This window comes from Acidovorax sp. M14 (assembly GCF_049331375.1).
GTDB lineage: Bacteria > Pseudomonadota > Gammaproteobacteria > Burkholderiales > Burkholderiaceae_C > Acidovorax.
This window is the reverse complement of sequence record NZ_CP186263.1, coordinates 2,613,522-2,634,278: the sequence shown is the minus strand read 5'-3', so window position 1 is coordinate 2,634,278 and position 20,757 is coordinate 2,613,522. Positions and strand designations below refer to the sequence as shown.

General features: G+C 65.2%; 19 protein-coding genes. 9 read left to right on the top strand and 10 right to left on the bottom strand.

Annotated elements, in window-relative coordinates:
- Window positions 1-49: 49 nt before the first annotated feature.
- From ACOYR4_RS12100 to ACOYR4_RS12085, 4 genes are read left to right on the top strand one after another with little or no spacing between them, the layout of a single operon-like run.
- Window positions 50-1,414 carry a D-serine ammonia-lyase gene (locus ACOYR4_RS12100; RefSeq protein WP_309824367.1) on the top strand — a complete coding sequence of 455 codons (1,365 nt, stop codon included), beginning with the start codon at window positions 50-52 and terminating at the stop codon, window positions 1,412-1,414.
- A gap of 55 nt (window positions 1,415-1,469) precedes the next feature.
- The gene (locus tag ACOYR4_RS12095; protein WP_309824365.1) at window positions 1,470-2,456 is read left to right on the top strand and encodes a tripartite tricarboxylate transporter substrate binding protein; all 987 of its coding nucleotides are present in this window, start codon (window positions 1,470-1,472) and stop codon (window positions 2,454-2,456) included.
- Window positions 2,457-2,490: 34 nt separating this feature from the next.
- Complete coding sequence (locus tag ACOYR4_RS12090) at window positions 2,491-4,053, top strand: amidase (protein WP_422846771.1); 1,563 nt, start codon at window positions 2,491-2,493, stop codon at window positions 4,051-4,053.
- 14 nt (window positions 4,054-4,067) lie between these two features.
- The gene (locus ACOYR4_RS12085) at window positions 4,068-5,213 is read left to right on the top strand and encodes an NAD(P)/FAD-dependent oxidoreductase (RefSeq protein WP_422846770.1); all 1,146 of its coding nucleotides are present in this window, start codon (window positions 4,068-4,070) and stop codon (window positions 5,211-5,213) included.
- Window positions 5,214-5,249: 36 nt separating this feature from the next.
- Here the strand turns inward: ACOYR4_RS12085 and ACOYR4_RS12080 are convergent, their stop codons facing one another.
- From ACOYR4_RS12080 to ACOYR4_RS12070, 3 genes are all read right to left on the bottom strand, one after another.
- On the bottom strand, window positions 5,250-5,465 hold the full coding sequence (locus ACOYR4_RS12080; protein WP_015013966.1) for a YjfB family protein: 216 nt from the start codon (window positions 5,463-5,465) through the stop codon (window positions 5,250-5,252).
- A gap of 102 nt (window positions 5,466-5,567) precedes the next feature.
- On the bottom strand, window positions 5,568-6,983 hold the full coding sequence (locus ACOYR4_RS12075; RefSeq protein ID WP_422846769.1) for a dihydrolipoyl dehydrogenase: 1,416 nt from the start codon (window positions 6,981-6,983) through the stop codon (window positions 5,568-5,570).
- A gap of 144 nt (window positions 6,984-7,127) precedes the next feature.
- The gene (locus ACOYR4_RS12070) at window positions 7,128-7,721 is read right to left on the bottom strand and encodes a YigZ family protein (protein ID WP_309824357.1); all 594 of its coding nucleotides are present in this window, start codon (window positions 7,719-7,721) and stop codon (window positions 7,128-7,130) included.
- A 226-nt stretch (window positions 7,722-7,947) separates the two neighbouring features.
- On the opposite strand from ACOYR4_RS12070, the gene ACOYR4_RS12065 reads away from it, so the two are divergent.
- Window positions 7,948-8,151: a hypothetical protein gene (locus tag ACOYR4_RS12065; RefSeq protein WP_309824355.1), complete on the top strand. Its 204-nt coding sequence runs from the start codon at window positions 7,948-7,950 to the stop codon at window positions 8,149-8,151.
- Between the two features lie 46 nt (window positions 8,152-8,197).
- On the opposite strand, the gene ACOYR4_RS12060 is transcribed toward ACOYR4_RS12065, so the two are convergent.
- Both ACOYR4_RS12060 and ACOYR4_RS12055 read right to left on the bottom strand, forming a co-directional pair.
- Complete coding sequence (locus ACOYR4_RS12060; protein WP_422846768.1) at window positions 8,198-8,743, bottom strand: GNAT family N-acetyltransferase; 546 nt, start codon at window positions 8,741-8,743, stop codon at window positions 8,198-8,200.
- Between the two features lie 62 nt (window positions 8,744-8,805).
- On the bottom strand, window positions 8,806-9,768 hold the full coding sequence (locus tag ACOYR4_RS12055; protein WP_422846767.1) for a bifunctional helix-turn-helix transcriptional regulator/GNAT family N-acetyltransferase: 963 nt from the start codon (window positions 9,766-9,768) through the stop codon (window positions 8,806-8,808).
- Between the two features lie 191 nt (window positions 9,769-9,959).
- Here ACOYR4_RS12055 and ACOYR4_RS12050 point away from each other — a divergent pair, with 191 nt between their 5' ends.
- Window positions 9,960-12,371 (top strand): YgiQ family radical SAM protein, encoded by a 2,412-nt coding sequence (locus ACOYR4_RS12050; protein WP_422846766.1) that lies wholly within the window; start codon window positions 9,960-9,962, stop codon window positions 12,369-12,371.
- A 126-nt stretch (window positions 12,372-12,497) separates the two neighbouring features.
- On the opposite strand, the gene ACOYR4_RS12045 is transcribed toward ACOYR4_RS12050, so the two are convergent.
- From ACOYR4_RS12045 to ACOYR4_RS12035, 3 genes are all read right to left on the bottom strand, one after another.
- Complete coding sequence (locus tag ACOYR4_RS12045) at window positions 12,498-12,959, bottom strand: hypothetical protein (RefSeq protein WP_422846765.1); 462 nt, start codon at window positions 12,957-12,959, stop codon at window positions 12,498-12,500.
- A gap of 193 nt (window positions 12,960-13,152) precedes the next feature.
- Entirely contained in the window at window positions 13,153-13,863 is a 711-nt protein-coding gene (locus tag ACOYR4_RS12040; RefSeq protein WP_422846764.1) for a DUF1294 domain-containing protein, read from the bottom strand.
- Between the two features lie 18 nt (window positions 13,864-13,881).
- Window positions 13,882-14,772, bottom strand: coding sequence for a CoA transferase (locus ACOYR4_RS12035; protein WP_422846763.1), 891 nt, complete (start codon window positions 14,770-14,772; stop codon window positions 13,882-13,884).
- A 134-nt stretch (window positions 14,773-14,906) separates the two neighbouring features.
- Between ACOYR4_RS12035 and ygiD the strand changes: the two genes are divergently transcribed.
- On the top strand, window positions 14,907-15,812 hold the full coding sequence (gene ygiD, locus ACOYR4_RS12030; RefSeq protein WP_422849654.1) for a 4,5-DOPA dioxygenase extradiol: 906 nt from the start codon (window positions 14,907-14,909) through the stop codon (window positions 15,810-15,812).
- A gap of 113 nt (window positions 15,813-15,925) precedes the next feature.
- On the opposite strand, the gene ACOYR4_RS12025 is transcribed toward ygiD, so the two are convergent.
- Window positions 15,926-16,540: a nucleotidyltransferase family protein gene (locus ACOYR4_RS12025; protein WP_422846762.1), complete on the bottom strand. Its 615-nt coding sequence runs from the start codon at window positions 16,538-16,540 to the stop codon at window positions 15,926-15,928.
- Window positions 16,533-17,729 (bottom strand): amino acid aminotransferase, encoded by a 1,197-nt coding sequence (locus ACOYR4_RS12020; protein ID WP_015013978.1) that lies wholly within the window; start codon window positions 17,727-17,729, stop codon window positions 16,533-16,535. The genes ACOYR4_RS12025 and ACOYR4_RS12020 overlap by 8 nt, the downstream gene beginning before the upstream one ends.
- Before the next feature lie 106 nt (window positions 17,730-17,835).
- On the opposite strand from ACOYR4_RS12020, the gene uvrB reads away from it, so the two are divergent.
- Together uvrB and iscR are read left to right on the top strand one after the other, a co-directional pair.
- On the top strand, window positions 17,836-19,926 hold the full coding sequence (gene uvrB, locus ACOYR4_RS12015; RefSeq protein ID WP_422846761.1) for an excinuclease ABC subunit UvrB: 2,091 nt from the start codon (window positions 17,836-17,838) through the stop codon (window positions 19,924-19,926).
- A gap of 252 nt (window positions 19,927-20,178) precedes the next feature.
- Window positions 20,179-20,715, top strand: coding sequence for a Fe-S cluster assembly transcriptional regulator IscR (iscR, locus tag ACOYR4_RS12010; protein ID WP_015013980.1), 537 nt, complete (start codon window positions 20,179-20,181; stop codon window positions 20,713-20,715).
- Window positions 20,716-20,757: the final 42 nt, after the last annotated feature.

Genomic DNA, 20,757 nt, shown 5'->3' with positions numbered 1-20,757 from the left:
GGCGTGACAGGCGAAGAATGGGGGCAACACTCTTCGAGACATAGCTGCCATGACGACTGCCCAGACCCAACCTGCCGTGGATGCCTTGCTGGCTGCCCGCTTGCGCAATGCCCAGCCTGCTTTGTGGACCAACGCAACCCGGGAGGTGCAGCCTGCCGCAGCGATGTCCGCATTGGGCAGAACTATTAGTCTGGATGATACGAAAGCAGCGGCGGCGCGTTTGGCGCGTTTTGCCGGGCTGCTGGCCCAGGTGTTCCCCGAGCTGGCCGCAACAGGTGGCGTGGTGGAGTCGCCCCTGCTGCCCGCCGCCGCGCTGCAGCCCGCATTGGACATGAGCGAGGGGCAAGGCCGCCTGTTCATCAAGGCCGACCACAGCCTGCCCGTCGCCGGCTCCATCAAGGCCCGGGGCGGTATGCACGAGGTGCTGGAGTTTGCCGAGGGGCTGGCGCTGCAGCACGGCCTGGTGCAGCCCGGTGGTGACTACCGCGCGCTGGCGACGCGGCAGGCGCGCGAGGTGCTGGGCCGCTACCAGGTGGCGGTGGGCTCCACGGGCAACCTGGGCATGAGCATCGGTGTGGTGGCGTCGGCCCTGGGCTTCCAGGCCACGGTGCACATGTCTGCCGATGCCAAGGAATGGAAGAAAGACCGCCTGCGCCAGCGGGGTGTGCAGGTGGTGGAACACACGGGCGACTACGAGCGTGCCGTGGCCGCAGGCCGTGCCGAGGCGGCCAGCAACCCGCTGTGCCACTTTGTGGACGACGAGCAATCGTTCTCGCTGCTGCTGGGCTACAGCGCGGCGGCGCAGCACCTGCAAAAGCAACTGGCCGAGCAGGGCGTGGCGGTGGATGCCGAGCACCCGCTCATCGTTTACCTGCCTTGCGGCGTGGGTGGTGCGCCAGCGGGCATCACCTTTGGCCTGCGGCAGGTGCTGGGGCCGCATGTGCACTGCTTTTTTGCAGAGCCGGTGCAGTCGCCGTGCTTCATGGTGCAAATGATGGCCGATGCAATGCAAGGTGTGGGGCAGCACCCCTCGGTGTACGACTGGGGCCTGACCAATCGCACCGAGGCCGATGGCCTGGCCGTGCCGCGTGCATCGCTGCTGGCGGCCGAGCTGATGCGGCCGCTGCTGTCGGGCGTGTTCACCGTGGCCGACGACACCCTGTTTGCGCACCTGGTGCGGGTGCTGGACGCCTTGGGCGAGCGCATCGAGCCCTCGGCCGCCGCAGGCTTCTGCGGCCCGGCAATGTTGACCGGCACCACGGCAGGGCAGGCCTGGCTGCGCAGCACGGGCATCGACGCTGTGCTGCACCAGGCTACGCATCTGGTCTGGACCACGGGCGGCCTGCTAGTGCCCGATGCGCAGTACCAAGGCTTTGTGCAGCGCGGGCGGGCCGTGCTGGCTGCGCAGGCCTGATGGCTGAGCACCTTCTTTTCTCTTTTTTCTTTTCACTTTTGTCTGGAGCCACGCCATGAACCGCAAGCAACTGCTTTTGTCTGCCGTCCTCAGCGCCGCCCTGGGGGCCACTGCGTGGACTCCGGCCATGGCGCAGGAGGCCGCCTTCCCCACCAAGCCGATCACGCTGGTGATTCCGTTCCCACCCGGTGGCGCCACCGATGTGCTGGGGCGGCTGATCGGCAAAAAGCTGGGCGACAAGCTGGGCCAGAGCGTGGTGATTGACAACCGTGCGGGGGCTGGCACGGTGATTGGTGCAACGTCGGTGGCGCGGGCAGCCCCCGATGGCTACACGCTGCTCATGAGCTCGGGCACCACGTTCACCGTCAATCCTGCGGTGCGAGCCAAGCTGCCGTACGACCCGGTCAAGAGCTTTGAGCCCATCGGCATCACGGGCCGCACTGGGTTGATCTTGCTGGCTAACAAGGATGTGCCTGCCAACGACCTGAAGCAGTTTGTGGCCCTGGTGAAGGCGGCTCCCGACAAGTATTCGTATGGCTCGTTCGGCACGGGCACCACCTCGCAGTTTGCGGGCGAGATGTTCTTCCACGCGGCGGGCCTGAAGATCCAGCATGTGCCGTACAAAGGCAGCGCGCCCGCCATGACCGACCTGCTCGGCGGGCAGATCCCGTTCACCGTCGATACCGTGTCGGCCGCGCTGCCGCAGCTCAAGGACGGCAAGATCAAGGTCATTGCGGTGACGTCTGGCAAGCGCTCGGCCCTGCTGCCCAAGGTGCCCACGCTGGGCGAGAGTGGCTACCCTGGCCTGGAGATGGACACCTGGCTCGCCATGGTGGCGCCGCGTGGGCTGCCACCGGCCGTGAAGTCACGGCTTGAGCTGGCGCTGGCCCAGGTGGTGTCAGACCCCGAGACGCGTGACAAGATGATCGCGGTAGGGTTCGAGCCGTCCTATGCTTCGTCCAAGGTGTTGGCCGAGCTGATCGACAAGGAGCTGCCGCTGATGCGCGCCATTGCACAGCGCGCAGCCATCACCGCAGACTGAACCCGTGTGACGAGAACAAGGAGACAAGCCCGAGATGACCGCAACAAGCCCCCAAGCCCTGGTTGAGCTGACGGCCAACGAACTGCGCCACCGCATTGGCACACGCGAGATTTCGCCGGTGGAGCTGCTCGACGCCTGCATCGCCCGCATCGAGGCGGTGAACCCGCACGTGAATGCCGCCACCGCCACCTGCTACGACCGCGCCCGCACCGAGGCCAAGGCGGCCGAGCAGGCGGTGCTGCGCGGCGAGCCGCTGGGCCTGCTGCATGGCCTGCCCATGGGCGTGAAGGACCTGGAGGCCACGGCGGGCTTGCTGACCACCTATGGATCGCAGATCTACCGCGAGCACATTCCGGCCGAGGACAACGTGCTGGTGGCGCGCCTGCGCGCAGCGGGCGCCATCGTCACGGGCAAGACCAATATCCCCGAGATGGGCGCGGGCGCCAATTCGCGCAACACCGTGTGGGGCGCCACGGGCAACCCGTTCAACCCCAACCTGAACGCTGGGGGCTCGTCGGGCGGCTCGGCCGCTGCGCTGGCGTGCGACATGCTGCCGGTGTGCACGGGCTCGGACACGGGTGGGTCGCTGCGCATTCCGGCGTCCATTTGTGGCGTGGTGGGTTTCAGGCCCTCGCCCGGTGTGGTGCCAAGCTCGCGCAAGCTGCTGGGCTGGACGCCGATTTCGGTGGTGGGCCCCATGGGCCGGACGGTGGAAGAGGCCTGCCTGCAACTGGCCGCATCAGCGGGCATGTCGGCGGGTGACCCGCTGAGCTACCCGCTGGACCCGATGAGTTTCTTGCTGCCTGAAACCGTGGACCTGAGCCGCCTGCGCGTGGCCACCACCGAGGACTTCGGCGCCTGCGCTGTGGACAACGGCATCCGCGCCGTGTTCCGCAACAAGGTGCAAGCCATGAAGCACCTGTTTGCGCGTTGCGACGCCATCGACATCGACCTGGGCGATGTGCACCGCTGCTTTGATGTGCTGCGCGCCGAGGCCTTTGTGGCGAGCACGCGCGAGGCCTACGAGCGCGACCCCGCCAGCCTGGGCCCCAACACCCGCGCCAACTACGAAATGGGCGCCGCCATGACGCTGCTGGACAGCGCCTGGGCGCAGGCAGAGCAGACACGCATCCTGGCGCGGTTCCAGAAGCTGTACGAGGATTACGACATCATCCTCGCGCCCACCACACCCGTGTCGCCGTTCGCCTGGACCGAGCTGTTCGCCAGCCACATCAACGGCGAGCCGCAGGCCAACTACTACCGCTGGCTGGCGCTGACCTACGTGACCACGCTGACCACCCACCCAGCGCTGAGCCTGCCGTGCGGGTTGGACGACGCTGGCATGCCGTTTGGCCTGCAGATCGTGGGCCGCTTCCGTGCCGACCGGCACACGCTGGGCGTGGGGCATGCGCTAGAGCAGGCGTTCAAGGGCATCACAGGGCTGGCGCGGCCCCGGCCCGACATCGCCAAGCTGATGCAGACGCGCGCCGAACCCGCGCTGACCTCCATCGTGACCGTGGCACCCGACCCCCGAGATGTCCGCAGCCTGCCGCGTGACGACCGTGCGGCATCGGCAGCGCAGGTGTCGGCGGTTTAAAAGGAGACACCAACATGCAAACCGTGGACACCATCGTGATTGGCGCAGGCATTGCCGGGGCCTCCGTAGCCTGGCAACTGGTACAGCCCGGCGCCGCAGGGCAGGGCGCCAGCGTGCTGCTGCTGGAGCGTGAATCGCAGCCGGGCTACCACACCACCGGACGCTCGGCCGCGCTCTACATGGCTACCTATGGCACGCCCAACATCCAGGCGCTGACCCGGGCCAGCCGCGCGTTTTACGATGCGCCGCCGCCCGAGTTTGGCGCCGACCCCATCCTCTCGCCCCGGGGCGTGGTCTATGTGGCTGGTCCCGACCAGCTGGACTTGCTGAAACAGACCTACGAGGAAGCGCACGCCACCTCGCCCAACGTGCAATGGGTGGACAAGCCCGAGCTGCTGGCGATGCTGCCCTGCCTCAAACCCGAGGCTGTGGCTGCCGGCATGAGCGAGCCCGAGGCGGCCGACATTGATGTGAACGCCCTGCACCAGGGCTACCTGCGCGGCCTGCGCCAGCGCGGCGGCCAGGTGCTGACCCACGCCGAGGTGACGGCCGTGCGCCGTGACGGCGACGTGTGGCAGGTGACGCTGGCCGACGGGCGGGTGTTTGCCGCCCCCACCATCGTCAACGCTGCGGGTGCCTGGGCCGATGTAGTGGCAGGCCTTGCGGGTGTGCCGCCGATCGGGCTGGAGCCACGCCGCCGCACGGCGTTCACCTTCCCGGTGCCCGAGGGCATGGACGCTACCCATTGGCCCGCCGTGATCGGCATTGACGAAAGCTTCTACTTCAAGCCCGACGCAGGGCAACTGCTGGGCTCACCGGCCAATGCCGACCCCACGCACCCGCACGATGTGGTGCCCGAGGAGCTGGACGTGGCCACCGGGATTTATCACATCGAGGAAATGACCCGGTTCCAGATACGCCGCCCATCGCACACCTGGGCCGGGTTGCGCTCGTTTGTGCGGGATGGCGACATGGTGATTGGCTGGGACAACCATGTGCCCGGCTTCTTCTGGCTGGCCGGGCAGGGCGGGTATGGGATTCAGAGTGCTGCGGGCGCCTCGTTGTTGGCGCGGCAGCTGCTGGGGGGCGAGCCGCTGGCCGACGAGCTGGTGCGCGAGGGCGTGGGGGTGGAAGGGCTGTCGCCCGCGCGTTTGCGCTAAGCCGCCAGGGCCGAGAGAGAGGGGGGGCTCAGCCCCTCAGGCGAAGGTGTTGACGTTGGTCCCCAGCGTACCGCTGGTGGCCAGCTGAGGCTGCGGCATGGACTGCTGCATGGCGTCGATCATGGTGGCAGCCGACACGGCCTGCATGTCCAGCGCCTTTTTCAGCACCACCATGTTCAGGGCGTCGGACGTCTTGGCGCTGGCCAGGCTGGTAGCGGTGTTGACGATGCTGTTGGTCAGGGCGACGTCCATGGTGACTCCTTGAGGCAATGGTGGTTTATCGGCACTACAAAAGCGAGCTTGAGGGTTGTTACATGTGCAGGGGGCGGTGAAGCTGCGCTGTTCTGCGTTGCCTTAGTCCAGCGCAGGCACCCCCAGGGCCGGGCAGGCGGCCAAGTCGGAAGTGCGGGCGTTCGGCAACTGTCGGGCTGCGTCGCGCAAGGCGGTGCGCAGGCCTTCTTCCAGCGTGGGGTGGTAGAACGGCATGCCCAAAAGATCATGCACGGTCAGCTGCTGCTGCACGGCCAGGGCCAGCAGGTGGGCGAGGTGCTCGCCATCGGGGGCGCACAACTCGGCACCCAGCAGGCGACCACTCGTATGGTCGGCATAAACGCACAGGCGTCCCTGGTTGCGCTGCGCGGTGCGGGCGCGGCCCTGGTTTGCGTAGCTGGCGGTGCCAGTGATGGTGCTGTGCGGGTTCATGTCGGTCACGCGCGGCCCCACCACCGCCACGTTGGGGTCGGCGAACACGATGGAGAGCAAGCTGCGGCGCCGAAATCGCGTGGGCCTTGGGGCCAGGGCGTTCAGGCCTGCAATGTGGCCTTCATCGGCCGACTCGTGCAGCAACGGGGTGTGGGTGTTGGCGTCGCCCGCCAAAAACACCGGCAGGTCGCCAATCTGTTGGGTTTGCGGGTCTACGGTGGGCAAGCCGCGCGCATCCAGCGGCACGCCCAGCGTCTCCAGGCCCAGGTGTTCGATGTTGGGCACCCGGCCCATCGCGGCGATGACCTGGTCCACCACCACGCGGTTGGCGCCACTTGCCACCTCGATGCCTCCGGGCACCTCGCGCAACTGCGCCTCGGCGCCCATGTGCAGGACCATGTCTTGTTTCAGCAGAGCGGCCAGCTCGGCATTGAGCGTGGGATCGCTCAGGCCGGCCAGCGTGTGACCGGTGGTGAACGCCGCCACCTGCAAGCCCAGCCGTGCAAGGGATTGCGACAACTCCACCCCGATCGGTCCCATGCCAATCACTGCAACGCGGGGGCCGAGACTGGGTTGCTCGAACAAGGTGTCGGTGGTGAGCATGCGGTCGCCAAACGCCAGCCATTCATCGGGCACGCGGGGGCGTGACCCCGTGGCGATGATGATGCTGCGTGAGGAGTAAGCCGTGCCGTCGATGTCCACCGCACGTGGCCCCAGCAGCGTTGCACGCCCTGACCTCTGGGCGCTGCCCAGCCCGTTGGTGGCCTGGGTGGCTCCTGCCACGAAGTCATCTCGCAGTGCGCGCACGCGCGGCAGCACGGCAGGCAGGTCGGCGGTCAGACCACTCGCGCCGCGCAGACCGAATTCTTCAAAGGTGTGGCGGCGGTGGAAGGCGTTGGCTGCCTCGATCAGCGCTTTGGACGGCATGCAGCCCACGCGCGCGCAGGTGGTGCCCCAGGGGCCTTCGTTCACGATGAGGTAGCGGTCGGTGCGCTTGCGCACTTCGCGCAAGGCGGCCAGGCCCGCCGTGCCGGCGCCGATGATGATGGTGTCGAGCGGTTGGGGCATGGGGCTCTTTCGGAGTCGGAAAAGCCGGAGTGTGTAGCGTGAACGGCCCCACCGCTGTAGGCATGCACGCCGTTTTGCGAGGGCGCTGTGGGGCTGGCTTGCCGGGGCGCTTCCCAACCCTTTGTATGAAAGCGTAGCCCGGGGTCAGGCCTCGACATCCGACCAGCCCACGCGGCCTTGCCCATGGTCGTTGATGCGTTGCACAAAGGGCGTCGCTTGTGTTTGGGGCAGGCGCAGTTGCAAGGTGACCAGGGTGCCATGCTGAACGTCCACCAGTTCGGCACCCGCCGCCTCGATTTCTCGGCGCAGCAAGCCCTCCAGGGCATAGGGCACCTGGCATTGCAAGGTGGTCATGCGCTGCAGCGTGACCTTGGGGGCGGTGAGCAGCGCCTGGGCAATGGTGTCGGTGTAGGCGCGCACCAGGCCGCCGGCGCCTAGCTTGACGCCGCCAAAGTAGCGCACCACCGTGGCCAGCACGCCTTCCAGGTCCTGGTGGCGCAGCACGTCCAGCATGGGGCGGCCAGCGGTGCCGCCGGGTTCGCCGTCGTCCACCGCAGCAGACTGGCCGCCCGCCAGCAGGGCCCAGCAGATGTGGGCGGCGCCGGGGTGCTGCTTGCACAAGGCATCGACGGCGGCCTGGGCGCTGGCGCGGTCGGCCATGGGTTGCACGCAGCCGATGAAGCGGCTTTTCTTGATGATGAGTTCGCTGTGCGCCGGGGCGGCCAGAGTCTGGGGCATGGGGCAGCGAGTTTACGGCGAGCGCGTCGGGTGCTCGCATCGGGCTGTGTGTGACGGAAGTCACAGTCCTGACCCTGAAGGGTATGGATAGCCACCAATCGCGTCGCGAATGTGCGTTCTGTCACACACACCTTAGGCGTGCGTTCCTACACTGGGGACTTGTCGCTGTGGCCTACGCTGCTGCTACGCATTTGAAAGCAACTGGGCCATCAGAAAAGGAACCGCCATGTTTGCCACTTCGCTCTCTGCACCTTTGCCTACCTCTCTCGCCAGCCATCTGTTTGGCCGTTTTATTGCCCCCTCTGGCGCCCAGGCATCGAGCCCCAGTGCGTTGGCATCGGCCGCCGCAATGCCCAGCGCGATGGACGAGCAGGATGACGATGCGATGCCGGACCTAGCACAGCGCGTCCGGGAAATTGGCGAGTGGTGATACGGCGCCCTGCGTGATGTGACAAACCACGCAGTGGAGCGCGTGTTTATTCGGTGTTGTCTACGCCGCCTTGTGCCTTCTCTAAGTCGCGTGCCATGAGCACGCTGGTGTAGTTGGTCAAAGGGCGCCAGTCGCACTCGCCCACCACCCGGTAACCCCAGGATTCATACATTGCTATCAAAGCGGTAGCGGGTTGTGCAGTGTCCAAAGCCATCACCCGGGCGCCTGCCTTGCGGGCATAGTCCAGGGCATAGGCATGCAACTGTTTGCCGTAGCCCCGGCCTTTGGCGTCGGGGCTGATACAGAACTGGCACAGCGACCACACCGCAGGCTCGCGGTAAAGCGGTACGGTGGACTCGGGTTGCGGCGGTCGCAGCGTGGCGGTGCCCACATAGTCGTTTCCATCCAGCATCACCAGCCCCGTGCCAGAAGCAAATCGCTTGGCTGTGTCTTCCACGGACTGGTGGGTGCCCCAGTAGCGCAGGCCCCGCTGCGCGTGGGGTGCGTAGGCGGAGTGGATGAGGGCGGTCAGCCTTGCCAAGTCATCGTCGGCCGTGACGGGGCGAATCAAAAGCGGATTGGACAAAGTCATCGAGATGCTCCGTGGCCTCGCGTTGGGCGCTGCTGGTCAGGCAGCGGGTTGGGTAGCCTCATTCAAAGCTTCAGCTCCCAGGTTTCTCCCACCAATTGCTGACCAAAGCCTTCATAGGGCTCGGTCTTGACCAACTGAAAACCCCGTTGCGCATAGATACCGCGCGCCGCCGTCAGGCAGCTGTTGGTCCACAGCACCATCTTCTTGTAACCTTTTGCACGTGCAAAGGCAATGCATTCGTCGGTCAGGCGGGCGCCCAGGCCGAGGCCCCTGGCTTTGGGGCTGAGGATGAGCATGCGCAGCTGCGCCGTGGTGGGCGATTTGCGCACCACAAATACGGAGCCCACGCGCTCGCCGTCCAGCTCGGCGATCCAGGCCTTCTCCCACGCGGGCTGAAACTTGCGCAGAAACTGCGTCGCGATGTCTGCCACCAAGGCCTCAAACCGGTTGTCCCAGCCGTACTCGCGCCAATAGATCTCGCCATGCTGCTGCACCACCCAGCCCATGTCGCCGGGCAGGGGGTCGCGCAGAACGGCGACGCGCGTGCCGTCCGCGGCGTTGGAGGGGGCGGACAGCAGGGTTTCGATCCGCTCCATGGCCTCCACCACCTCTTGGCGCCGCGCCGGGGGCAAAGGCGCGAGCAGTGCGGCGGCCTCGTCGCGCGAGCGCTGCTGCAGCGGCTCGAACACCTCGCGCCCGGCAGCGGTGAGCGTGACCAGGCTTTGTCGCGCGTCCTTGGTGCTGGCGTGGCGTTCTATCCACCCTGACTGCTCAAAACGCCGCAGTATCCGGCTCATGTACCCACCGTCCAGGCCGAGCTCCCGTGCGAGTTCGCTGGCCACGGGTGCCTCGCGGTGGGCCAGTTCATACAACACGCGCACATCGGTCAATGACAGCTTGCTGCCCAGGTATGGGTCCAGCACGCCAATGCGGCGGGTGATGAAGCGGTTGAAGCGGCGCACGGCCTTCACCGCGCTCGGGGAAACGGGGAGGGGGGCGGAAGGGGCGGGGGCAACGTTGCTCATGAATGCCTTTGTCAGTTAATTAATTGACAAAGGCAAGTATATGCTTGATGGTCATCAAACCTGTACCGGTGAGGGGCAAGGGCTACCAAGGGGACAAAAACCGTCTGCCAACGTAAAATCACGGGTTATCCACCACAGACGCGCCCTCCAAAGGCCCCCATCGCACCGGGGGCGGCCGCGACCCCCTTTGCATGAACGCCCCCGTTGACGTCTCCTTTTTTGCGCGCGCCGCAAAGCCCTTGACCAGCTACCGTCCGTACTGGGCCAAGCGCTTTGGCACGGCCCCGTTCCTGCCAATGAGCCGCGCCGAGATGGAGAAACTGGGCTGGGACAGCTGCGACATCATCCTGGTGACGGGCGACGCGTATGTGGACCACCCCAGCTTCGGCATGGCCGTGATCGGCCGCACGCTGGAAGCCCAGGGCTTTCGCGTGGGGATCATCGCCCAGCCTGACTGGCAGAGCGCCGAGCCCTTCAAGGTGCTGGGCAAGCCCAACCTGTTCTGGGGCGTGACGGCGGGCAACATGGATTCGATGATCAACCGGTACACCGCCGACCGGAAGATCCGTAGCGATGACGCCTACACCCCCGGCGACGTGGGCGGCAAGCGCCCCGACCGCGCCGCCATCGTCTACAGCCAGCGCTGCCGTGAGGCCTACAAAGACGTGCCCATCATCCTGGGCGGCATCGAAGGCAGCCTGCGCCGCATCGCCCACTACGACTACTGGAGCGACAAGGTGCGCCGCTCCATCGTGGTGGATAGCAAGTGCGACCTGCTGCTGTACGGCAATGCCGAGCGTGCGCTGGTCGAGGTGGCCCACCGCATTGCTGCGCGCGAGCCGGTCGAGAAAATCACCGACGTGCGCGGCACGGCTTTTGTGCGCCGCCCCGACGATGAAAGCGGCAAGGGTTGGTTCGAGATCGACTCCACCACCGTGGATGAGCCCGGTCGTGTGGAAGCCCACATCAACCCTTACATGACTACCAGCGAGCAGGCCGCCGCGCAAGGCAGTACCTGCAGCAAAGACGATGGAAGTGCTACTGATTCTGTAGCGGTTGCCGCAGATAGCACCAGTGCTACCGAACAAAATAGCCCCAATCCCGCCATCCAGCCGATCCAGTTCGTTGCCAACCCCGCGCTCAAGGTCAAGCTCAAGGTCCCTCCGCGCGAGAAGACCGTGATCCGCCTGCCCAGCTACGAGCAGGTCAAAAGCGACCCCGTACTCTACGCCCACGCCAACCGCGTGCTGCACCTGGAGACCAACCCCGGCAACGCCCGCGCCCTGGTGCAGGCTCATGGCGAAGGCGCCACGGCGCGCGACGTGTGGATCAACCCGCCGCCCATCCCGCTGACCACGGCCGAGATGGACCATGTGTTCGATCTGCCCTACGCGCGCGGCCCGCACCCCAGCTACGCCGACGAGAACGGCAGCCACGACGGCGCGACGAAGATCCCTGCGTGGGAGATGATCCGCTTTTCGATCAACATCATGCGCGGCTGCTTTGGGGGCTGCACGTTCTGCTCCATCACCGAGCACGAGGGGCGCATCATCCAGAGCCGCTCCGAGGATTCGATCATTCAGGAGATCGAGGACATCCGCGACAAGGTCAAGGGCTTCACCGGCACCATCTCCGACCTGGGCGGCCCCACGGCCAACATGTACCGCCTGGGCTGCCGCTCGCCTGAGATCGAAGCCGCCTGTCGCAAGCCCAGCTGCGTGTACCCGGGCATCTGTCAGAACCTCACCACCGACCATGGCCCGCTGATCAAGATCTACCGCCGTGGCCGCGCATTGAAGGGCATCAAGAAGATCCTCATCGGCTCGGGCCTGCGCTACGACCTGGCCGTGAAGTCGCCCGAGTACGTGAAGGAGCTGGTGCAGCACCACGTGGGCGGCTACCTGAAGATCGCGCCCGAGCACACCGAGCAGGGCCCGCTCACTAAGATGATGAAGCCGGGCATCGGCAGCTATGACAAGTTCAAGCAAATGTTCGAGAAGTTCAGCGAAGAGGCGGGCAAGAAGCAGTTCCTGATCCCGTACTTCATCGCTGCGCACCCGGGCACGAGCGACGAGGACATGATGAACCTCGCCATCTGGCTGAAAAAGAACGGCTTTCGGGCCGACCAAGTGCAGACCTTCTACCCGAGCCCCATGGCCACGGCCACGGCCATGTACCACTCGGGCCGCAACACCCTGACCCGCGTGCGCCGCCAGATGCGCGACGAGGCCGAGGAATCGGTGGACATCGTGCGCGGCGAAAAGCGCCGCCGCCTGCACAAGGCCTTTTTGCGCTACCACGACCCGAACAATTGGCCGCTGCTGCGCGAGGCGCTCAAGGCCATGGGCCGCGCGGATTTGATCGGCAACGGCAAGCACCACCTGATCCCTACCTTCCAGCCCTTGACGGACGGCGGGTACCAGAGCGCGCGTCGCAAGAACTCCACGCCCACAGGCGTGAAGGCTGCAACGGCTGCACCCGTCAAGCAGGTCAAGCCGATGAAGCCCGGTCAACCGCAGAAGGGCCGCATCCTGACCCAGCACACCGGCCTGCCACCGCGCGTCACCGGTGCCGCCAAGCCGTCCGCACGCAAGCCGCGCTGAGATCGGTGGCGGCAGCCGCGTGCCATTGACAGTGGGCGCGGTGGATGAGACGCCGAAAGGCTCCTGGCGCAGTTATGCAGCCGCCATGACCCTGCCTCTCAGAGTGCTGGGCGATTTCGTGGAGCCTCAACCCTCTGCCGCGTGGGTGCCCACCACCACCGACTGCGGGCCAGTGCTGGAGGGCTGCGAGATCAGGTCTTCGATGATGAAGGTGCGGTAGTAGAACGCTGTGACTGCACCTTCGGGCGCAATAGCGCTCACCACGCTGTCGGCCTCGTCTTTGTCTGCCATGGCGATCAGCAGGCCGTGGTGCCCGGTGCCCGCCAGGTCGGCAATGCGCCGCACCATGTCGCCTTCGGCGCCCACAGACGGGAGCGGCGCGTCTGCCGTACCCAGCGTGTGCACAATTTCTTGCAGGATGACCTCGGGGCTGGCGTACGCAATATCGCCCTGGTGGCTTGCCGCCTGCAGCGCGAGCGCTGCCTGGCGCGTGCAGTCTTCATCGGGGAACAGTGCGAACACCTGGCCGGTGGGGTAGAAGATGCCGCCCATGTTGGTCATGGACGAATCAAGGACGAAGGGTTTCATGGACATCTCCCAAGGTGTTTCAGACCTTGGGATTGAAACCGGGTGCCTGTAAACACTGTGTAGGTCTGCGGGCTGTCTTTGCGTCAGCCTGCGGTGCGCTGTTGTAGATCAGGGCTCGCTGATGTGCAAAAAGTGCCTGTTGCGCTAGTACTTCAAGGTCTCTTTGCTATCAAATTTGATAGCGACGGCGGCGCTACAAGCCACGCAACCATCCGCCCAGCCAAGCGACCACGGCCGCGCAGTGCAACACCACGGTGGCCCAATACACCGCGCGGAACTCCGTCTTGCGCGATTTGTGCCGCAGCCATTGCTGGGCAAACCACGCGCCCGGCCAGCCGCCCGCCAGGCTCAGCAGGTGCAGATGGCTCTCTTTGGTGCGCCACTGGCCGTTTTGCGCGGCGCTTTTGTCCATGGCGTAGACCAGAAAGGTCAGAAGGTTGACGCCTATGGCGGCGCCCAGCACCCACCATGGCAGCCGACCTGCCCAGAGGCCCCAGGCCAGCAGCCCCACCCAGCCCAGCATCAGCAGGTGTATCAGCGCTGAACCGGCGGCGGTGGACGGCTGGCTGGCCGCAGCAAGGCGTTTGCGTGGGGCAGACTGTGTCTGACCTGCGCGCTGCGCAGGCGTACGACGTGTTGGGCGCGGAGATGTTGACTGCGCTCGTGTTTGGCTTTGGGGCTGGAAGGCTCCAACGGTTGGAGCCACAGGCAACACGGCCATGGCCCGGGGCCCCTTGCCGCCCACGTGAATCTCTTCGTACACGACGGTAAGCCCTTCACGCGGCGGGGTGCTGCCCCGGTAGTCCCGCACATGAAAAAACACATCGGCAGACGTGTCCGGGCTGCGGATAAAGCCAAAGGCGCGGCTGGCGTCCCAGCGAACGACGGTGCCTTGCTTCTGCATCGGTCAGCGCGCCCGTCTTCAAGCCAGGGTGTGCAGCGGGATGTCCTGCGCCACCGCCAACGCATCGAGTTGTGCACGGGTCTGAGTCCGCAGAAAAGCCGCCACAGCCGCGTGGGTGTCGGGGGAGCGCAGCACCTTCGGGTCACCCGTAGCAGGCAGGCCTGCAGCAGCGCACAGGCTGGCGGCAAAGTGCGGCTCCAGCGCGGCCACGGCCACGCGGCCGTCGGCGCAGGGGTAGATGCGGTAGCCCGCGTGGTGGCCGCCCACGTCGCCGTCGGGCGTGGTCAGGCCCCAGTGGCGCGGTTGGGCCAGCCAGGCGGCGGCGTCGGCCAGGGCCACTTCGATGCACACGCCGCTGCCGGTGTGGGCGCGCTCCAGCAGGGCCTGCAGCACGGCTTCGCTGGCCATCAGGGCGCCGCCCATGTCGGCGTAGAGCGTGGGGGGCATCTCGGTGCCCGTCACGAGGCCGGCATCGGCCAGATAGGTGAGGTCATGGCCCGGTTCTTCGGCCCGCTCTGCCGCTGCGCCCACGATGCGCACCAGCGACAGGCGCGGGTATTTGGCCTGCAACGCTTCCCAGCCCAGGCCCAGCTTGGTGAGCGCCGAAGGGCGGAAGGAGGTGATCAGCACATCGGTGCGGACCAGCTCGTCATGCAGCGCGGCCTGGCCTTCGGGCGTCTTGAGGTGGGCGTGCACCACCCGCACGCCATCGTGCAGCGTGGCATAGGCTGCGGGGCTGTAGATGCCCATGGGGTCGGCGCTGGGGTAGCCCGGCGCGGGAGGAGGTTCGAGCTTGGTGCATTCGGCCCCCATGCGCGCGCAGCGCATCAGGGCGGCGGGGCCGGGCAGGTTGAGTGCGAGGCTCAGAACACGGGTGTTGCGCAGGGGCTGGGGCAGGGCGGTGGGCATGGGTGGGAAGGTGTCTCGGTGTTGTGGTTTTTGAATGGAGGGGGTGACGCCGGAACTTCGCGGTACGCCCCGGCTCACTCCCTGCGTTATACATAATTTGTTACGCTCCCTGACCAATGCAACGCAGAACCTCTTTGGCCGCCCTCACGGGCCTGGCCGCCTTTCCGGGAGCTTTCATGACCACGTCCCTGAGCAGTGCTGCCACGGCGCCCGCGCTGCAGGCGCTCAAGCCTTCGCCCCGCATGCCGGTGATGTTTGTGGGCCATGGCAGCCCCATGAACGCCATCGAGGACAACGCCTGGCGCCGCAGCTGGCAGGCCATGGGCGCGGAGCTGATGGCGCGCGCGGTGCAGCCACAGCTCATCCTGTGCGTGTCGGCCCACTGGCTCACGCGCGGTGGCTGGCAGCTGACGGGCATGGCCAACCCCAAAACCATCCACGACTTTGGCGGCTTCCCCCAGGCGCTGTTTGACCAGCAGTACCCCGTGCCGGGCGCCCCGGCGGTGGCACGCAGCCTGGCCAAGGAGCTGAAATCCCCGGCCACGGGCGCTGCGCTGGGTGTGGACGAGGGCGAATGGGGACTGGATCACGGCACGTGGTCGGTGCTCAAGCCCATGTTCCCCCAGGCGCGCATCCCGGTGATGCAACTCAGCATGGACTACAGCCGCCCTCCGGCCGAGCACTATGTGCTGGGACAGCAGCTCAAGGCCCTGCGCGAGCGGGGCGTGCTGATCGTGGGCAGCGGCAACATCGTGCACAACCTGCGCGCATCCCGCCGTGGCTCGGCCGCCAACGAAGCGTATGACTGGGCCACGGAGTTCGACACCGTGGTGCAGGAGCAGATCAAAAAGGGCCAGCTGGGCGCCATGCAGGACTTCCAGAAGCTGGGTGCCGTCGCCCAGCAGGCGCACCCCACTCACGAGCACTATCTGCCGTTGCTCTACGCAGCCGGGGCCGTCTTGCCCAGCGAGATGCCACGCTTCTTCAACACGGGCTACCAGTCAGCATCGATCTCGATGCGGTCGGTGCTGTGGGGCTGATCTCCGCGCTCTGAGGTTGATTGCTTCTCTTTTGATAGCTGTCAGCGCATGTATTTCTAGCGCTTGAGGCCAAAAACGCTTGAAATCGCCGCGTCGTCATTGTGAAACGGCCTTCAGGCCGCCACGTGACCTGCGGCCTGGATCGTCAGCCACGGCCAGCGCTCTCGGTAGCTTTGTGCCTTGGCCTCAAACAACGGCAGGTGCGGGCAGGCTGGGTTGGGTTTGAGCAGCCCGGCGTACAGCTCTTCCAGCCCGTACGGCGCGTACAGCGTGGGTTGAGCAATGCTGGGGGCGTTGGAAGGTTGCAGACCCACGCAGGTGCAGGGCACCAGAAAACGCTCGATCCCGTTGCGGGCGGATTGCAGCGGTGCATACGGATAGCCAAACCAGCGCTCGTACCAAAGGTGCACCCGGGCCTGGTTCTTGGCTTCGACGGTGATCGGCAGGTCGGCGAAGAGGGCGGCGGCGCGGTCCTGAACGGCCTGTTCTGCTGCTTCGGACAGATCCGATGCATCGAAGTAAAACAGGTCGTAGTCCTTGATGTGCGCCGTGGGCGCCAGACCAGAGCGCAGGTTCCACACCGTCGGGAACAAGCAGCCCGCCACCAGCCACGCATCGGGCAAGCCCAGAAACGGCAAACGCTCCAGAAGGGCCGCGTTGTGCGGGTTCTGGAGCGCTTCGCTCACAAAGCGGCGCGTGAGCGCCGCCTGCTCATTGTGCTCAGACAACCTTGGCGATCGCTTGGCAGACGTAGTCGATGTTCTTGCTGTTCAGGGCGGCGACGCACATGCGGCCGGTGTCGGTGCCGTACACGCCGAACTCATTGCGCAGGCGCACCATCTGGTCCTTGGACAGGCCGGAGTAGCTGAACATGCCGATCTGGGTGGTGATGAAGCTCATGTCCTGCTTCACACCAGCGGCCTTCAGGCCATCGACCAGCTTCTGGCGCATAGCCTTGATGCGCACGCGCATTTCGGCCAGTTCCTTTTCCCACATCGCGCGCAGCTCGGGGTTATTCAGCACGGCAGCGACCACCGCACCGCCGTGGGTGGGCGGGTTGGAGTAGTTGGTGCGGATGACGATCTTGAGCTGGGACAGCACGCGGCTGGCTTCTTCCTTGTCCGTGCACAGCACCGACAGGCCGCCCACGCGCTCGCCGTACAGGCTGAAGCTCTTGGAGAACGAGGTGGACACAAAGAAGTTCAGGCCAGCGGCGACGAACTTCTGAATGACGGCGCCGTCTTCGGCGATGCCGTGGCCGAAGCCCTGGTAGGCCATGTCCAGGAAAGGTGTCAGGCCCTTGGCCTTGACAGCAGCAATGACCTGGTCCCACTGCTCGGGGGTGATGTCATAGCCGGTGGGATTGTGGCAGCAGGCGTGCAGAACGACGATGGTGCCGGGAGCGGCAGCGTTCAGGCTGGCCAGGAAACCTTCGAAGTTCACGCCGCGCTTTTCGGCGTCGTAGTACGCGTACGTGTCCACTTCAAAACCGGCGTTGGTGAACAGCGCGCGGTGGTTTTCCCAGCTGGGGTCGGAGATCAATACCTTGGCGTTGGGGCTGACCTTCTTCAAGAAGTCAGCACCGATCTTCAGGCCGCCGGTACCGCCGATGGCCTGCACGGTGGCCACGCGGCCGGACTTCACGGGTTCGCTGTCGGCGCCGAACACCAGGCTCTTGACGGCGTTGTCATAGGCCACGATGCCGTCGATGGGCAGGTAGCCACGGGCCGTAGGCTTTTCCATCATGGTCTTTTCAGCGGCCTGCACGCACTGCAGCAGGGGCAGCTTGCCGTTGTCGTCGAAATAAACGCCAACGCCCAGGTTGACCTTGTTGGGGTTGGTGTCGGCGTTGAATTGCTCGTTGAGGCCCAGGATGGGGTCGCGGGGGGCCATTTCGACGGCGGTGAACAGAGACATGAAAATCCTTGAAAGGTTGTCAGTAGCGAAGAATCCGGGCGTGGTGTACTGTGCCGGGTTCCGCCGATTTTAACGGGCGGCCTGCTCCACCCGTTGACCACGCCCCATGCCAGATATCACCGAAGTCATAACTGAAAAGCAAGACGGCGAGTTCGTCCGCTTCCCTGATTCCCCCTTCGAACTGTTCCAGCCCTATCCCCCCGCAGGCGACCAGCCCGAGGCCATTGCCAAGCTGGTGGAGGGTCTGCATGACGGCGAAACCTTCCAGACCTTGCTGGGTGTGACGGGCTCGGGCAAGACCTTCACCATGGCCAACGTGATCGCGCGCATGGGCCGCCCGGCCATCATCTTTGCGCCCAACAAGACGCTGGCCGCGCAGCTGTATAGCGAGTTCCGCGAGTTCTTCCCCAAGAACGCCGTGGAGTATTTCGTGAGCTACTACGACTACTACCAGCCCGAGGCCTATGTGCCGCAGCGCGACCTGTTCATCGAGAAGGACAGCGCGATCAACGAGCACATCGAGCAGATGCGGCTTTCGTGCACCAAGAGTCTGATGGAGCGGCGCGATGTGGTGATCGTGGCCACCGTGTCGGCCATCTACGGCATTGGCGAGCCCGAGAGCTACCACCGCATGGTGATGACGCTGCGGGTGGGGGACAAGGTGGGGCAGCGCGATGTGATTGCCCAGCTGATCCGCATGCAGTACCAGCGCAACGAGGCGGATTTCAGCCGGGGCAAGTTCCGTGTGCGCGGCGACACCATCGATGTGTTCCCGGCCGAACACTCCGAGCTGGCGATTCGCATCGAGCTGTTTGACGACGAGATCGAGAGCCTGCAGTTGTTCGACCCGCTCACCGGCCGCGTCAAGCAGAAGATTCCGCGCTTTACGGTGTACCCCAGCAGCCACTACGTGACGCCGCGCGACAAGGTGCTGGCCGCCGTCGAGACCATCAAGCTGGAACTGGCCGAGCGCCTGCAGCAGCTGGTGGCCGACGGCAAGCTGGTGGAGGCGCAGCGGCTGGAGCAGCGCACGCGGTTTGATCTGGAGATGCTCAGCGAGGTGGGTCACTGCAAGGGCATCGAGAACTACACGCGCCACCTGTCGGGTGCCGCGCCAGGCGATCCGCCCAGCACCCTGACCGACTACATGCCCAAGGACGCGCTCATGTTCTTGGACGAAAGCCACCAGATGATCGGCCAGCTCAGCGCCATGTACAACGGCGACCGAGCGCGCAAGACCACGCTGGTGGAGTACGGCTTTCGGCTACCGTCGGCACTGGACAACCGGCCGCTCAAGTTCGAAGAGTTTGAGCAGCGCATGCGGCAGGTGATCTTTGTCTCGGCCACACCCGCCGACTACGAAAATACCCACTCAGGCCAGGTGGTGGACCAGGTGGTGCGCCCCACGGGCCTGGTGGACCCGGTGGTGGAGGTGCGACCCGCCACCCATCAAGTGGATGATGTGCTTCAAGAAATACGCATTCGGGTTGAAAAGCACGAGCGCGTACTCATTACCACGCTGACCAAGCGCATGGCCGAACAGTTGACCGACTACCTCACGGACAACGGTGTGAAGGTGCGCTACCTGCACAGCGATGTGGACACCGTGGAACGTGTGGAGATCATCCGGGACCTGCGGCTGGGCGCGTTTGACGTGCTGGTGGGCATCAACCTGCTGCGTGAAGGACTGGACATCCCCGAGGTGTCGCTGGTGGCGATCTTGGATGCCGACAAGGAAGGCTTCTTGCGCGCAGAGCGCAGCCTGATCCAGACCATTGGCCGTGCTGCACGGAACCTGAACGGCCATGCCATCCTGTACGCCGACCGCATCACCGACTCCATGAAAAAAGCCATGGGCGAAACGGAACGCCGGCGCATCAAGCAGATCGCATACAACGAGGCCAATGGGATCACGCCGCGCAGCATTGTCAAGCGGGTAAGAGACCTGATTGACGGGGTGTACAGCGAAAAAGCGGGCAAGGACGCTGAACGCCTGGAGCAAGAAGCCCTGCAGCGTGCGCAGGTGGAGGACATGTCCGAGAAGGACGTGGCGCGCGAGATCAAGCGCCTGGAAAAGCTCATGCTGGAACACGCGCGCAACCTGGAGTTCGAGCAGGCCGCCCGCGTGCGCGACCAGCTGACGCGGCTCAAGGACCAGGCGTTTGGAGCCCATGGCAGCGATTCCGTAGCCTTGTAGAAAAGGATTGCGGCTGCGTGTGTGATGAGAAATTACTATTGAGTCGATTAATAACTATTTGGTTTTTTAACCCGACAGAATCAATAGGGATTTGTGCTATACTCGCACAAAACACTCAACAAAACAGCCCAACGATGAAGGGCTCCGCGGCAGTGGACTGTGCGGAGTAAGGGGCGGAGACGGTGCCACGCTGGCAAACAGTCAGCGCTGGCGGTTTCTTCAACGAACAAGCCTTAGCACAAGGAGCTTGCGATGCGTCTCACAACCAAAGGCCGTTTTGCGGTCACCGCCATGATTGATCTGGCTCTGCGCCAGAACAACGGCCCCGTCACGCTGGCTGCCATCAGCCAGCGCCAGCAGATTTCGCTGTCGTACCTGGAGCAACTCTTTGGCAAGCTGCGCCGCCATGAGCTGGTGGAATCCACCCGTGGCCCCGGCGGCGGTTACACGCTGGCCCGCAAGGCAGGTGACATCACTGTGGCAGACATCATCGTGTCGGTAGATGAGCCCATCGACGCCACGCAATGCGGTGGCAAGGAAAACTGCCTGGGTGAAGCCGGTCGTTGCATGACGCACGAGCTGTGGGCTTCGCTGAACCAGCGCATGGTCGAATTCCTGGATTCCGTCACCCTGCAAAAGCTGGTGGACGAGCAGCTCGCCAAGGGCGTGCAGATCGAAGACAAGCCCGTGGTGCGCCGTGCCATCTCCACCACCCCTGTGGTTAAACCCATTCGCGTGAATGCCCCGAACTCGGTGTTTGCGCTTGGCAACGTCTTCGCTAAATCCTGACCCCTGATGCGTGGTGCTGGCCCTGGGGTCGGCACTGCCCTG